Raw genomic sequence first — 14,416 nt, 5'->3', positions numbered from 1 at the left:
TTAGAGTTTGTTTACTTTTCTGATATTCAGAATAAAGTGACTCCATACAATACTAAAGGTGTTGTAATATTTTCCTTTGTTGTTTTGGGTTCTTTTAGCAATCATTTTTGGCAATTGCTTGTAAAAACTTAGATGCGATTTTAGTATGGCAACCATATGTATGGGCCTTCCTTGCAAGGTAAACCGAAGTCCAGCAACGGCATCTAATAGCATACGTATTAGAACAAAAAGAAATACTTTTCTTTTAGGAAGATTTTTTACCAATGAAAATAAACTATTTCTAAAATTTAAAAATGTTTTAAAGGAATTGGCTTCACTTAAAGTAGCACCACCCACATGATACACTGTAGCAGCTCCGACATATTTTATTTGATGTCCCAAATTTGTGGTTCTCCAACAAAGATCAATCTCTTCTTGATGTGCAAAATAGTCTTCATCAAAACCTCCTAATTGATGATAAATGTCGGTTTTGATAAAAAAACAAGCACCAGACGCCCAATTGATGTCAATCACGTCATTGTATTGTCCTTTGTCTTTTTCCAACACATTAAAAATTCTTCCTCTACAATAAGGGTAGCCCAAAATATCTAGAAAACCACCTGCAGCACCTGCATATTCAAATTTATGCTTGTTTTTATAATCCAATATTTTAGGTTGAATAATAGCTGTGTTAGGTGATACTTTGAATTGTTTGATAATAGGTTGCAACCAGTTTTCTGTGACTTCAATATCTGAATTGACCAAAGCGTAAACATCTGCTTTTATATGTTGCAAGGCGTCATTATAACCCTTTGCAAATCCACCGTTTTCTTGGTTGATGACAATTTTGACACTTGGAAAGTTTTCTTTGATAAAAGTTACAGAATCGTCTGTTGAAGCATTGTCAGCTACATAAACTTCAGCTTCTTGGCTAAAATTTATTACAGAAGGTAAAAAAGTTTCTAACAACTTTTTACCGTTCCAATTTAATATGACAACTGCAATCTTCAATATGTTAATTTCCTCTAGAATTGTGGATTGCAAACATAACTTAATTTAATGATATTCTAGGGAAAACAAACTGTTAAATAGAAGTAAAAATAAAGTGTCATTTTCGGTTTGTACTTTGGTAATCAGGAATGTCTTTTAAAAAAATATATTGCTCGTTTTCAAAATCCATTTTGCAATAAAAATGTTGCAATCCATTGGTAACAATTAAATAATTTGCATTTAGTTTAAGGTTGTACCTTGCAATTTGATCAAAAGTATTTTGGGTAATTGGAATAGAAGGGGCTTTGCATTCTACAATAATTTCTGGGGTACCTTGGGTATTAAAAATTAAAATATCGGTACGTTTTTTTAGACCGTTGATTTCTAGTTGTTTTTCAACAGAAATAAGAGAAATAGGATACGCCTTGTGGGTCATTAAATAAGAAACAAAATGTTGTCGCACCCATTCTTCGGGAGTTAAAACCAAATATTTTTTTCGAATCAGTCCAAAAATGAATCGCTTATTTTCGCTACTTTTGGTCTTGAAATTGCAGAAGGGTAAATTCAGTTCTATCATGACTGCGAATTTAGTAATTATAAGTAAAAAAATCTAAAGCTGTTGCCTAAAGTCACTGCTTAAAATTTCATGAACGAAGTCAATCAGATTGTATCCGATATAAAAAGTGGAAATGCCAAACCTATTTATTTTCTTATGGGTGAGGAATCCTATTATATTGATAAAATTTCAGAGTATATTGAGAAAAATGTGCTGTCGGAAGAGGAAAGAGGTTTTAATCAAATGGTTTTGTATGGTAGAGATGTTACCGTGGAAGACATTGTTTCCAATGCCAAGCGTTTTCCTATGATGTCGGAAAAGCAAGTCATTATTGTTAAGGAAGCTCAAGATTTGTCTCGCTCTATCGAAAAAATGGTTTCGTATGCCGAAAATCCATTAGCATCTACGATTTTGGTATTGAATTACAAATACAAAACTTTAGACAAGCGAAAAAAATTATACAAAGTCGCTTCCAAACACGGGGTGGTTTTTGAAAGTAAAAAATTATATGAAAATCAAGTAGCCGATTGGATTCGAAAGGTTTTGAATGGTAAAAATTACCAAATGGAACCCAAAGCTGCCCAAATGCTGGTGGAGTTTTTAGGAACCGATTTAAGTAAAATTAGCAATGAATTGGATAAGTTGATGTTAATTTTACCAAGCGGTACCATTATAAATCCAATTCATATTGAAGAGAATATAGGGATTAGTAAGGATTTTAATAATTTTGAATTGCGCAAAGCCATTGGAAATAAAAATGTTTTAAAGGCCAATAGAATTATTAATTATTTTTCTAATAATCCGAAAAACAATCCAACTATTATGACGGTTTCTTTGTTGAATAGTTATTTTACCCAATTGTTTTTATACCATGGTTTAAAAGATAAATCGAAAGGAAATGTGGCTAAAAATTTGGGTGTAAATCCTTATTTTGTGGACGATTATGTAATAGCAGCACGTAGTTATCCTATGCGTAAAGTATCTCAAATTATTGGACTTTTGCGTGAAGCAGATGTGAAGAGCAAAGGGGTAGGTGCCAATATTTCTCAGTCAGATTTGCTGAAGGAATTACTTTTTAAAATAATGCATTAATTTTTTCGTTTTAACAAAAGCGATTACAAAAATAATAAGATGGCTAAATACCTAGTGTTACTTTTTTTTATGACCAGTGCAAGTCTTTTGGCACAAACGGAAATTAATAGTTTTGATGCCAATGGCAATAGAACTGGAAAATGGGAAAAAAAATACACGAATGGAAGAGTGCGATATACAGGGCAATTTATTCAAGGTAAAGAGGTTGGTGTTTTTTATTTTTTTTCAGAATTCAACGAGAGACATCCTTATTTAATCAAAGAATTTAAAGCAGGAACCAATGAAGCCAAAGTTCAGTTTTTTTCTAAAGAAGGAATTCTTGAAAGTGAAGGAACTATGTTGGGTAAAAACAAAGAAGGCAAATGGCTTTTTTATGCACGTGATGGTGTTTCTGTTATTTTAGAGGAAAATTACCTGTACGGAAAATTACATGGAATTTGTAATATCTTTTATAAAGATGGCACGCTAACAGAAGTTTCTTATTATAAAAATGGGGTTTTACATGGTACTTCAAAACGCTATACCGACGAAGGGAAATTAATTACTGAAATACCCTATACTGATGGCAAAATAAATGGCAAAGTTTTTTATTATGATAACGCCGGTGTTATTAGAGAAACTGGGCATTATGACATGGATAAACGCGTGGGTGTTTGGGAGTTTTATGTAGATGGTGAGTTGGTAGGAACGGAAGAACCGAATAAAAAAAGAGACAAGCCAAGTTATTCTTTGGAAGAAATTCAGCGTAGAAAGGCGGCTAAAAATCCGACTAAAGAATATGCAAAAAAGACCTATACGCTTGAGGAATTAGAGGAGCGGAAAGCGGCACGATTACCAAAAGAAAAACTATACCCAAAAGATACGCTTAGTTTGGAGGAATTAGAAAGTCGAAAAAAGGCAAGACTTCCTGAAGAAAAAGTATATGCAAAAGATACACTGTCGTTAGAAGAACTTCAAAAAAGAAAGTTAGAAAAAAATCCACCTAAAAAAAGCATTCCGAAACGTACCTATTCATTGGAAGAATTACAGGAAAGAAAAGAGAAAAGAAAACCTGTTGAAAATAGCTATAAAAAAGACACCATTTCTTGGGAAGAACTTCAAAAGAGAAAATTAAAAAATTAAAAATACGTGTAATTGTTATTTAAGTATTTTGATTTTGCTCACTTCTATAAATTGAAAGCAATTGCCTATCTTTGCCCACTTAAAATTTTAGTATTATGAAACGTGTCGTTGTTGGTCTTTCTGGAGGAGTAGATAGTAGTGTTGCCGCTTATTTGTTAAAGGAACAGGGGTATGAGGTTATCGGACTTTTTATGAAGAATTGGCACGATGATTCTGTCACCATATCTAATGAATGTCCTTGGTTAGAAGATAGCAATGACGCCATGATTGTGGCTGAAAAATTAGGGATTCCTTTTCAAGTTGTCGATTTAAGTGAAGAATATAAAGATCGAATTGTAGATTATATGTTCCGTGAATATGAAATGGGACGTACACCTAATCCGGATGTTTTATGCAATAGAGAAATCAAATTTGATGTCTTTATGAAAATTGCTTTAGAACTGGGTGCTGATTATGTAGCTACTGGACATTATTGTAGAAAAGGAATCTTAGAAAAAGACGGGAAAGAAGTCTACCAATTATTGGTCGGACAAGATCAAAACAAAGATCAATCGTATTTTTTATGCCAACTTTCACAACAACAATTAGCAAAAGCTTTGTTTCCTATTGGAGAATTGACAAAGCCTGAGGTAAGAGAAATTGCCAAAGAACAAGATTTAATTACCGCAGATAAAAAAGATTCTCAAGGTTTGTGCTTTATAGGAAAAGTAAGATTGCCAGAATTTTTACAACAAAAATTAAAACCTAAGGAAGGTGTTATTGTTACCATTCCTAAAGATGCACCTATATATACAAGAGAAATTCCTGAGTTTTCTTCCAAAGAAGAAGAATTGGCATTTTACGCTAAAAAATATGTGTACACTATACAAGATGGAAAAACCGTAGCAAAACACCAAGGTGCTCATTATTTTACCAAAGGACAACGTAAAGGTTTGGCTGTTGGTGGTACTATTGAGCCTTTATTCGTCATTGAAACGGATGTCGTTAAAAATGTAATTTACGCGGGAGAAGGAAAAGCACACAAAGGTTTGTTCCGAAATGTCTTATTTGTTTCTAATGAAGAATTGCATTGGATTCGTGAAGATTTAGCCTTGGCTGATGGAGAAAATAGGGAGGTAATGGCCAGAATTCGTTACCGACAAGCTTTGGAAAAAGCTAAGTTGTACAAAGTAGCTACAGGCTTGTATGTGGAATTTGAAAATGCTCAATCTGCTATTACAGAAGGACAATTTGTAGCTTGGTATAATGAAGACGATTTATTGGGTTCTGGAGTAATAAGTTAGCGTAAAACTAAAAGATTAAAGTGAAAAATTCGTTTTTATTTTTCATAAACGAAAAGCCAAAAGTCAAAAAAAAGTAAATAAGATATACATGAAACATTGGATTGAAGCAGCCCGCTTACGAACTTTACCCTTATCCTTATCAGGAATTATTGTAGGGAGTTTTTTGGCCGCAAATTCAAATAATTTTGATCCCTTAATTTTTATTCTTGCCGTTTTTACAACCATAGGTTTTCAGGTGCTTTCCAACTTTGCTAACGATTATGGTGATGGTGTAAAAGGAACGGACAATGAAAATAGAGTGGGGCCCCAAAGAGCCTTGCAAAGTGGTGCTATTTCTGCCAAACAAATGTTGAAAGGGATTTATCTAACAATTATCATCACTTTATTCATAGCTCTTGCTTTAATTTATGTGTCTTTTGGTGTTGAAAATTTCGCATATTCTGTGTTGTTTTTTGTTTTGGGAATTGCCAGTATTGCGGCAGCCATAAAATATACCATGGGAAAAAATGCTTATGGATACAGTGGTTTGGGAGATGTATTTGTTTTTTTGTTTTTTGGCTTGTTAAGCGTAGTAGGAAGTGAATTTTTATATACCAAAGAATTCAATGTTTTGGCTTTTTTACCAGGCTGTTCAATAGGACTGTTAAGTGCTGGAGTTTTGAATTTAAATAATATGCGCGACAGAGCTTCGGATATATTGTCGAATAAAAATACCTTGGTGGTTAAACTAGGAGCAGTAGCTGCAAAAAAATACCACTATGCCTTATTGATTTTTTCTTTTGGAGTCGCAATTTTGTATACCGTTTTAAAGTTTCAGTCTCCTTATCAATTTTTATTTTTAGTTGCTTATTTGCCAATTGCAAAACATTTTTTTGTGGTACTACATACTAAGGAAGCAAAGGATTTAGATCCGGAATTGAAAAAGCTCGCTTTGAGTACTTTTTTGTTTTCTATTTTGTTTGGTTTGGGGCTTTTGTTATAGTTTTGTTAATATAAGTTTTGTCTTTTTCTTAGCGTTATTTAAAGTTTAAATTTGGATTTTTCAAATTTGATTTAAATTCTATGAGGCATTCTATTTTATTAGCATTGTTACTATCTACGAGCATCACAATGATCGCTCAAAAACCACAAAAATTATCCTCTAACCAGATTTATGAAAAAGTTCAGAAACTTAATTTTTTAGGTTCTGTATTATATGTTGCCGCACATCCTGATGATGAAAATACGCGACTTATTTCTTACTTATCCAATGAAGTAAAAGCCAATACAACTTATTTGTCATTGACGAGGGGTGATGGTGGTCAAAATTTAATTGGCCCTGAAATTAGAGAATCTTTAGGTGTTATTCGTACTCAAGAATTGTTAGCTGCTAGAGCTATTGATGGTGGATCACAATTGTTTAGTCGTGCCAACGATTTTGGATATTCGAAACATCCTGATGAAACTTTAGAAATATGGAATGAAGAAGAAGTTTTAAGTGATGTGGTTTGGGCAATTAGAAATGTAAAACCCGATGTAATTATCAATAGGTTTGACCATAGAACGCCTGGTTCTACGCATGGGCATCATACAGCTTCGGCAATTTTAAGTGATAGAGCTTTTGAATTGGCTGCTGATAAAAACTCGTACAGTTCTCAGTTAGACTTAGTAGACACTTGGAAAGCAAAAAGACTGTTTTTAAATACATCTTCTTGGTTTTATAAAAGCACTGAAGCATTTGAAAAAGCCATGAAAGACGGTGTGTTTAGCTTTGATGTGGGTGTTTATTATCCTTTAAAAGGACTTTCTAATAATGAAGTGGCCGCAATGGCAAGTAGTCAGCATTTGTGTCAAGGATTTGGACGTTTGTCTACACGAGGAAGTCAAAAGGAATATTTAGAATTTTTAAAAGGAGATTTTCCAAAAGATAAAGAAGATTTGTTTTCGGGGATTAATACTACTTGGACACGTGTAAAAGGAGGAAAGCAAATCATGAAACTGTTGACAGAAGTAGAACAGAATTTTAATTTTGTAAATCCTGCAACACATTTGCCACAATTATTAGAGGCTTCTGTTTTAATTGAAAAATTAGAAGATACCCATTGGAAAACGCTTAAGCAGAAAGAAATTAAAGATATAATTCAAGCCGCAGCTGGTTTGTATATTGAAGTTTCTTCAACAATGTCAAGTACAAGTCCAAATTCAAAAGTAGGATTGGAGTTTGAAGTATTGAACAGAAATGAACATACAGCAATTTTAAAAGGATATTCTTTCAAAGGAAATGGAAAGTCGGTTTATAAAGTGAAGAATGAGGTTCTTGTAAATAATAAAAAAACAGCTTTTAAAGAAGAACTAACCATTGGTGCACATAGGTATTCCGACCCGTATTGGTTAAGAGAAACGGCTTCTTTAGGAATGTATACCGTAAAAGAGCAAGCCTTAAGAGGACAACCAGAAACTGAAAGACCCGTTCAAGTAGTCTTCGATTTTGAAATATTAAAGCATAAAATTTCTTTTACAAAAGATGTGGTATATCGTTATGCAAAAAGAGACAAAGGAGAATTGTATGAGCCTTTTGAAATTTTGCCAAAAGCAACCGTTCGTTTGTCAGAAAATGTAGTTTTATTTGATTCTGATCAATCAAAAGAAATAGAAGTCACGGTTCTTGCAGGGACTAATAATATTTCAGGAACTGTAGAAATTTGTTATCCTAAGGGATGGTCTATAAGTCCAAAAAACAAACCTTTTAACATAGCTCAAAAAGGAGATGAAATCACAGCAACATTCAAGGTAACACCTCCTAAAAACGCTTCAGAAGGAAGTATTGCCGGTTTGATAAGAATTGATGGGGAGGTTTATACTAAAGAATTGGTGGAAATAAATTACGATCATATTCCGAAACAAACTATTCTAAAACCTTCTGAAACAAAAGTTGTTAAACTAAACATCGAGAAAAAAGGGACAAATATTGGGTATATTCAAGGGGCAGGAGATGTAATTCCTGAGAGCTTGGCTCAAATAGGTTATGCCGTTGAAATTATAAAAGCAGAAGAAATAAATTTAGAAAAACTAAAAACCTTTGATGCTGTGGTAGTTGGAATACGAGCTTACAATACCATAGATATTTTAAAATTTAAACAAAAATTCTTGTTGGCCTATGTAAAAGAAGGAGGAACAATGGTTGTACAATACAATACAAGTGGTAGAAGTGGCGTAGACGTGATGGCTCCTTATACCTTAAATGTGTCAAGGGACAGGGTGACCAATGAGTTTGCTGAAGTTCGAATTTTAGATAAAAAACACAGTTTGTTAAATTACCCAAATAAAATTACTAAAAAAGATTTTGAGGGTTGGGTACAGGAACGAGGTTTGTATTTCCCAAACAAGTGGAGTAAAGAATATGTACCAATTTTATCTATGAACGATAAAGGCGAATCGGCAAAGGAAGGTAGTTTATTGATAGCCCAATATGGAAAAGGTCATTATATTTATACAGGTTTAAGTTTTTTTAGAGAATTGCCTGCCGGTGTTCCGGGTGCTTATAAATTATTTGCAAATATGTTGTCGGTAGGGAAATAGTAATAGTGTAAATTGAAGTAAATACGTGATTTATGAAGAAATATGTCTGGAAAAAAATATATACAGTAGTACTGCTAGCCAATATTATTTATATGGTGGTGTTTTACCTAATCATGAGAAATTTTTCAATTTAAAAAAGTAGGAATATGCAAATTTTAGACTGGATTGTTCTTTTAGGAACCTTAGCGTTTATTGTAATATATGGTGTTTATAAAACAAGAGGTACTGCCAATGTAGAAGATTTTATAAAAGGTGGAAAAGAAACACCTTGGTGGACTATCGGTTTGTCGGTAATGGCAACACAAGCCAGCGCCATTACTTTTCTATCAACACCCGGACAAGCATTTAATGACGGAATGGGCTTTGTTCAATTTTATTTTGGATTGCCTATTGCCATGGTCATTATTTGTTTGGTATTTATTCCTATTTACCATAAACTAAATGTGTATACGGCCTATGAATATTTAGAGCAGCGCTTCGATTTAAAAACAAGAAGTTTGGCGGCCATTCTCTTTTTAGTGCAACGTGGATTGGCGGCAGGAATTACCATTTTTGCACCCGCTATTATTTTATCGGCAGTGTTGGGCTGGGACTTGATTCCTTTGAATATTGGAATTGGGATATTGGTAATTATTTATACGGTATCTGGAGGAACCAAAGCGGTAAATGTTACTCAGAAACAGCAAATGGCCATTATTTTTTCAGGAATGTTTATCGCTTTTTACCTGATTTTAGATTATTTACCAGAAGGAATTACCTTTGGCAAAGCTTTAGAAATTGCAGGGGCTAGTGGAAAAATGGATGTATTGGATTTTTCATTTGATTTGAGCAATCGTTATACTATTTGGACGGGTTTATTGGGAGGGACATTTTTAATGTTGTCTTATTTTGGAACAGATCAAAGTCAGGTACAACGTTATTTATCTGGTAAATCGGTAAGAGAAAGTCAGCTAGGTATGTTATTTAACGGAATGCTAAAAGTACCGATGCAATTTTTTATTTTGTTGGTAGGAGTCATGGTTTTTGTTTTTTATCAATTCAATAGTTCTCCTTTAAACTTCAACCCAAAAGCAACAGAAGCTGTTGTAAATAGTGTACATGCAGATTCTTATGAGCAGCTAAACTTGGCACATAAAACTATTGAAAGCAGAAAAAAAGAATTGTTATTAAATGGTTTGCAAACAGAAAATATAGCTGAAATAAAAAAACTGAATACTGAAGACAGACTTTTAAAAGAAAAAGCAAAAAAAATTATTAGTGCCGCAGATGAAAAGGTAGAAACCAACGACAAGGATTATGTTTTTATACATTTTATTTTGCATAATTTACCACGTGGTTTAATCGGTTTGCTGTTAGCAGTAATCATTTCAGCGGCAATGTCGTCAACGGCTTCAGAATTAAATGCCTTGGGTTCTACAACAGCTTTAGATTTGTACAAACGGAACGTAAAAGGTACTTATGACGATGCTCATTTTGTAAAATCTTCTAAGTGGTTTACATTGTTATGGGGTATTATAGCCATTTTAGTGGCTTGTGTTGCCAATTTATTCGACAATTTAATTCAGCTGGTAAATATTATTGGCTCTATATTTTACGGAAATATTTTAGGAATATTTTTATTGGCTTTCTTTGTGAAGTTTGTAAAAGGAAATGCCGTTTTTGTAGCCGCTTTGATAACACAAGTACTAATTATAGCAGTGTGGTGGATGGATGTTTTGCCTTATTTATGGTTGAATTTATTAGGTTGTATCTTGGTAGGAATATTGGCGATTATCATTCAAGTATTTTTTACAAAACCAAAAAAGATGGTGATTCATAGCTGATGAAATAAGTTAGCTATGAAAAAATATTCTTTCTTACTCCTTGTAAGCTGTTGTTTTGGGATTATATATTCACAAGAAACTTTAGAGTTAATAACTGTTTCAAGACAATTTTGCAAGTCCGAAAAGTTATGCCACAATTGATGAATACACAAGTCTAACTTTTTTTACTGAAAATAGAGCTGTATTTCAATCCCAAAATTATAAGGATGCAGAAAAATACAAGGCCAGTTCCCAAATATATTTTTTGTTGGGAAAAAAGATAGTTTGCTTGCTCTAAAAAAGAAGAGTTGAAAAAAGACTTCCCTTTAAATTTGTTAAAATAGCTTAGGTCTTTAACAGGACGTTGGTGCAGCGAAATAGGTGCAATATGCACACCACCATTTTTCGAAATATCGAATTTTAAAATTTTATCAGAAATGCTATCAGTAAGGTGTGTATGAACATAATGGATGGTAGAGCTTTTGTCTTTTACAGCATATAAATCGTTAGAGTATTTTGCGATATCACCAGAAACAATATATACATCAGTATTGTTAGTATTGGCAGCGCCAAGTAAAGGTTTAATTTCTTTGGAATAGTTGTTTCCTTCAAATAAGTGTATTTCTTTATGAGTGAAAATAAAAATATTTTTTCTGAATTTACTTTCTTTATTTTTAAAATTACGTAGATTTTTTCTTAAGAATACCAATTGATCTTTCGTGATACTTCCATCCGTTTTATCATGTACAAGAGCCAGTTCAGTATCTAAAACAATAAATAAAGAAGAATTTATTGTAAAACTATAATAGGTTTCTTTTGTAAAGTTGGAGGTGTAGATTTCGTAATCCTGACCGTTTTTTCCTTTTATGTCATGATTTCCTAAAGCGTTGAATACGGGAATTTTTATTTTGTTTAAAAATGTTTGCTTAAAAGCATTGATATTTAAGGAATCTGCTCGTCGGTAATTGTCACCAAGAAGCATAAAAAAAGTTGCCTTAGAAGTGTTAAAATTATCAATATTAGAAAGTAGACTTGGACAAGGGTAAATGGATGCTGAAGGTTGACCGTATACATGACCTGCAACTAAAAATGAAAACTGTTTTTGATTTTTGTCTAAAATTAAATTTTTACCATTGATGGTGTTCACTATGGTATCGTTATTTGCAAGGCAAATAAGACCATAAAATAAAAGGACTACTGGTATTAAATTTTTCATAGTGGATTGTGCAAAGATATAGGAATCCAACTTAATTTATTTATGAAGAGCTTGGATTAAACGAATAAAACAGCATCATTCTACAGCTAAAAAATTATTTTCTTAGAGATTGAAAGGTTTAAAGGCAAAATTATATTTCTAAAAGCAGTGCAGGGTTAAGTGGTTTTGATTTTGTAATTTCACCTTTCAAATAATGTATACTATGTCTTTAATACCAAAGTCTTCCCTCGACTTTTTAAACAAATTAAAAAAGAACAATAATAGAGAATGGTTTGATGCACACAAAAATGAATTTAAACAAGAAGAAGTTTTATTAAAAGAATTTTACCAAGGCGTATTGGCAGATTTGAATGAATCGGATACGATTGAGAAAATGAAAATTTATAGAATTTATAGAGATGTTCGTTTTTCTAAAGACAAAACACCTTATAATTATCATAGAAGTATTGGGTTTTCTAGAGCCACAGAAAAGCTTAGAGGAGGCTATTACTTAAAAATAGCACCAGGAGAAAGTTATATGGCAGCAGGATTTTTTCAACCCAATTCAGCAGATTTAAAACGGATCAGAAAAGAATTTGAAATTGACGATACAGAGATTCGTGAAATTGTAGCTGACAAAACTTTTGTAAAATTGTTTGGCAGTTTAGAAGGAGAAGAGGTAAAAACAGCACCAAGAGGTTTTGATAAAGAACATCCTGCTATTGATTTAATTCGTAAAAAGTCATTTTTAGTCACCAGAAAATTTACGGATGCTGAAGTATTGGCTCCTGATTTTAGAGACAAATTAAAGGAAAGCTACTTGGCGGTAAGACCTTTTTTTGATTATATGAGCGATGTGCTTACAACAGATTTAAACGGAATTTCTATTTTAAAAGAAGAATAGTAATTATGACTAAGAAAAATGAAAGTGAATTGCATGGAGTTTCAAATTCTTTTATAGAACGTTTTCAAGTATACTTAGGAGAATTTGTTTACGGAGGTATCGATGGAAGTGTGACAACTTTTGCCGTGGTTGCAGGGGCAGTAGGAGCTAATTTAGATTCATCTGTTATTATTATTTTAGGTTTCGCTAATTTATTTGCAGATGGTTTTGCCATGTCTATTGGTGCCTATTTAGCGGCCAAATCGGAACAAGGAAATTACGAGAAGCACAAGAAAATAGAATATTGGGAGGTAGATAATTTGCCGGAAAAAGAACGGGAAGAAATTCGAGAAATTTATAGAGATAAAGGCTTTGAGGGCGATTTGTTGGAACAAGTTGTTGCCGTAATTACAGCTGATAAAGACCGATGGGTAGATGTGATGATGAAGGAAGAGTTGGAAATGATTGAAGATAAAAAATCGGCTTTTAAAATTGGTTTGGTAACATTTGTTTCTTTTTTATTGTTAGGTTTTATTCCATTAGTGGTATATGCTATTGATTTTCTGAAAGAAGGGTTGGAAATAAATTTGTTGCTTTGGTCTACAAGTCTAACTGTTTTGTCCTTTGCTTTGATAGGTTATTTGAAAGGAGTGGTGAACACAAAGAACAAAACTTACAGTGTTATTTCTACGGTTTTAATGGGGGTTTCAGCAGCATTAGTTGCTTATTATGTTGGTGATGTTTTGGAAAGCTTTGTGGTGTCTAAATAATTTTATTTGGAATTTATTCTGTGTAGAATTGTTTCATAAATGTTAAAATTTCTTAAAATTTAATAATAAGTCATTTTAATATGAGAATTGTTTCTATATTTGTTGTCTAAACAATAGTTGTATATACAAATGTCTAAAACAGAAGTTTATTTTTCAAATGATGCCAGGCTTATCAAGCAAGCTACCGTTATAAAATTATTGGCGGCAGGAAATTGGATCAATGAAAAATCTACGGAGTTTTTTAAAAGATATGATTTGTCTACCCAACAATTTAATGTACTGCGAATTTTAAGAGGTCAAAAAGGAGAACCCGCAAATTTATGTGATGTTCAGGAACGAATGATTTCTAAAATGAGTAACACAACGCGCTTGATTGAAAAATTGAGAATAAAGGGATTGTTGCACAGGGAACAATGTGAAGAGAATAGAAGAAAAATTGAAATTAGAATTTCAAAAAAAGGCTTAAACTTATTAGCAGAAATTGACGAAGAAATTGACAAGCATGAAAATAAGGTTACAGAAAAGTTAAGTTTAGAAGAATTAAAGAATTTAAACAAATTATTACATAAATTAACACAAGAATAATAACAATTAAAAACAATTAAAATGAGCAAAATAGTAAGTAAGTTAACAGGTTTGGTATTGGTTGCATTGGTAACTTTATCTTTTACAACTTTGAAAAAAGAAACTAAATCTATCAAAACAGATGAAAGTAAAATTGAATGGGTTGGTAAAAAAATTGGTGGTCAGCATACCGGTGATTTGATGTTTAAAAGTGGAGATTTAATTTTCAAAGGAGAAAAGTTAGTAGGAGGATCGTTTGTTGTAGATATGTCAAGCATCAACGTAACTGATTTATCCGGAAAAATGAAAGGAAAATTGGAAGGTCATTTAAAAGCAGACGACTTTTTTGGAGTTGACAAACATGCAACTTCTACATTGGTATTTACAAAAGTAAAAGGAGCTAACGGAAAATTTGCCGTAACTGCAGACATTACCATCAAAGGAATTACAGAATCAATAAACTTTGATTTACTCGTAAAAGGAAATACAGCAACTGCAAGTTTAAAAGTAGATAGAACGAAACATGGAATTAAATATGGTTCTTCTAGTTTCTTTGACAATTTAAAAGACAAAGCAATTGACAATGAATTTGAATTGAATGTAGCTTTGAAATTTTAAGTAT

Annotated in this window: 13 protein-coding genes; 10 read left to right on the top strand and 3 right to left on the bottom strand. The window is 32.5% G+C overall.

What is annotated here, in order from left to right:
• Together FGM02_RS09410 and FGM02_RS09405 are read right to left on the bottom strand one after the other, a co-directional pair.
• Window positions 1–993, bottom strand: a complete 993-nt coding sequence (locus FGM02_RS09410; RefSeq protein ID WP_139958272.1) for a glycosyltransferase family 2 protein — start codon at window positions 991–993, stop codon at window positions 1–3.
• 94 nt (window positions 994–1,087) lie between these two features.
• Entirely contained in the window at window positions 1,088–1,546 is a 459-nt protein-coding gene (locus FGM02_RS09405; RefSeq protein WP_139958112.1) for a type I restriction enzyme HsdR N-terminal domain-containing protein, read from the bottom strand.
• Window positions 1,547–1,615: 69 nt separating this feature from the next.
• On the opposite strand from FGM02_RS09405, the gene holA reads away from it, so the two are divergent.
• The 6 genes from holA (at window position 1,616) to FGM02_RS09375 (ending at window position 10,403) form a co-directional block, all read left to right on the top strand.
• Window positions 1,616–2,617 (top strand): DNA polymerase III subunit delta, encoded by a 1,002-nt coding sequence (gene holA / locus FGM02_RS09400; RefSeq protein WP_139958111.1) that lies wholly within the window; start codon window positions 1,616–1,618, stop codon window positions 2,615–2,617.
• 39 nt (window positions 2,618–2,656) lie between these two features.
• Window positions 2,657–3,739, top strand: coding sequence for a toxin-antitoxin system YwqK family antitoxin (locus tag FGM02_RS09395; RefSeq protein ID WP_139958110.1), 1,083 nt, complete (start codon window positions 2,657–2,659; stop codon window positions 3,737–3,739).
• A gap of 95 nt (window positions 3,740–3,834) precedes the next feature.
• Window positions 3,835–5,022: a tRNA 2-thiouridine(34) synthase MnmA gene (gene mnmA, locus FGM02_RS09390; protein WP_139958109.1), complete on the top strand. Its 1,188-nt coding sequence runs from the start codon at window positions 3,835–3,837 to the stop codon at window positions 5,020–5,022.
• A gap of 88 nt (window positions 5,023–5,110) precedes the next feature.
• The gene (menA, locus tag FGM02_RS09385; RefSeq protein ID WP_139958108.1) at window positions 5,111–6,004 is read left to right on the top strand and encodes a 1,4-dihydroxy-2-naphthoate octaprenyltransferase; all 894 of its coding nucleotides are present in this window, start codon (window positions 5,111–5,113) and stop codon (window positions 6,002–6,004) included.
• An 80-nt stretch (window positions 6,005–6,084) separates the two neighbouring features.
• On the top strand, window positions 6,085–8,580 hold the full coding sequence (locus FGM02_RS09380; RefSeq protein ID WP_139958107.1) for a PIG-L family deacetylase: 2,496 nt from the start codon (window positions 6,085–6,087) through the stop codon (window positions 8,578–8,580).
• 146 nt (window positions 8,581–8,726) lie between these two features.
• Window positions 8,727–10,403 carry a sodium:solute symporter gene (locus tag FGM02_RS09375; protein ID WP_139958106.1) on the top strand — a complete coding sequence of 559 codons (1,677 nt, stop codon included), beginning with the start codon at window positions 8,727–8,729 and terminating at the stop codon, window positions 10,401–10,403.
• 154 nt (window positions 10,404–10,557) lie between these two features.
• On the opposite strand, the gene FGM02_RS09370 is transcribed toward FGM02_RS09375, so the two are convergent.
• Window positions 10,558–11,598, bottom strand: coding sequence for a metallophosphoesterase family protein (locus tag FGM02_RS09370; RefSeq protein ID WP_139958105.1), 1,041 nt, complete (start codon window positions 11,596–11,598; stop codon window positions 10,558–10,560).
• A 202-nt stretch (window positions 11,599–11,800) separates the two neighbouring features.
• On the opposite strand from FGM02_RS09370, the gene FGM02_RS09365 reads away from it, so the two are divergent.
• The 4 genes from FGM02_RS09365 (at window position 11,801) to FGM02_RS09350 (ending at window position 14,412) form a co-directional block, all read left to right on the top strand.
• On the top strand, window positions 11,801–12,481 hold the full coding sequence (locus FGM02_RS09365; RefSeq protein ID WP_139958104.1) for a DUF2461 domain-containing protein: 681 nt from the start codon (window positions 11,801–11,803) through the stop codon (window positions 12,479–12,481).
• A gap of 5 nt (window positions 12,482–12,486) precedes the next feature.
• Window positions 12,487–13,230, top strand: coding sequence for a VIT1/CCC1 transporter family protein (locus FGM02_RS09360; protein WP_139958103.1), 744 nt, complete (start codon window positions 12,487–12,489; stop codon window positions 13,228–13,230).
• A 129-nt stretch (window positions 13,231–13,359) separates the two neighbouring features.
• Window positions 13,360–13,815, top strand: a complete 456-nt coding sequence (locus FGM02_RS09355) for a MarR family winged helix-turn-helix transcriptional regulator (RefSeq protein ID WP_139958102.1) — start codon at window positions 13,360–13,362, stop codon at window positions 13,813–13,815.
• Window positions 13,816–13,836: 21 nt separating this feature from the next.
• Window positions 13,837–14,412, top strand: coding sequence for a YceI family protein (locus tag FGM02_RS09350; protein WP_139958101.1), 576 nt, complete (start codon window positions 13,837–13,839; stop codon window positions 14,410–14,412).
• Window positions 14,413–14,416 lie beyond the last annotated feature (4 nt).

Origin of the sequence: Flavicella sediminum (genome assembly GCF_006381105.1) — a bacterium.
Classification (GTDB): domain Bacteria; phylum Bacteroidota; class Bacteroidia; order Flavobacteriales; family Flavobacteriaceae; genus Flavicella; species Flavicella sediminum.
Note: the sequence above shows the minus strand (reverse complement) of the source record. Positions and strands in the feature narration are given on the sequence as shown.

What these genes read in the sequence shown, in the direction of transcription:
- FGM02_RS09405 (WP_139958112.1), bottom strand. Translation starts at nt 1,546, where the DNA reads ATGATAGAACTGAATTTACCCTTCTGCAATTTCAAGACCAAAAGTAGC.
- holA (WP_139958111.1), top strand. Translation starts at nt 1,616, where the DNA reads ATGAACGAAGTCAATCAGATTGTATCCGATATAAAAAGTGGAAATGCC.
- FGM02_RS09395 (WP_139958110.1), top strand. Translation starts at nt 2,657, where the DNA reads ATGGCTAAATACCTAGTGTTACTTTTTTTTATGACCAGTGCAAGTCTT.
- mnmA (WP_139958109.1), top strand. Translation starts at nt 3,835, where the DNA reads ATGAAACGTGTCGTTGTTGGTCTTTCTGGAGGAGTAGATAGTAGTGTT.
- menA (WP_139958108.1), top strand. Translation starts at nt 5,111, where the DNA reads ATGAAACATTGGATTGAAGCAGCCCGCTTACGAACTTTACCCTTATCC.
- FGM02_RS09380 (WP_139958107.1), top strand. Translation starts at nt 6,085, where the DNA reads ATGAGGCATTCTATTTTATTAGCATTGTTACTATCTACGAGCATCACA.
- FGM02_RS09375 (WP_139958106.1), top strand. Translation starts at nt 8,727, where the DNA reads ATGCAAATTTTAGACTGGATTGTTCTTTTAGGAACCTTAGCGTTTATT.
- FGM02_RS09370 (WP_139958105.1), bottom strand. Translation starts at nt 11,598, where the DNA reads ATGAAAAATTTAATACCAGTAGTCCTTTTATTTTATGGTCTTATTTGC.
- FGM02_RS09365 (WP_139958104.1), top strand. Translation starts at nt 11,801, where the DNA reads ATGTCTTTAATACCAAAGTCTTCCCTCGACTTTTTAAACAAATTAAAA.
- FGM02_RS09360 (WP_139958103.1), top strand. Translation starts at nt 12,487, where the DNA reads ATGACTAAGAAAAATGAAAGTGAATTGCATGGAGTTTCAAATTCTTTT.
- FGM02_RS09355 (WP_139958102.1), top strand. Translation starts at nt 13,360, where the DNA reads ATGTCTAAAACAGAAGTTTATTTTTCAAATGATGCCAGGCTTATCAAG.
- FGM02_RS09350 (WP_139958101.1), top strand. Translation starts at nt 13,837, where the DNA reads ATGAGCAAAATAGTAAGTAAGTTAACAGGTTTGGTATTGGTTGCATTG.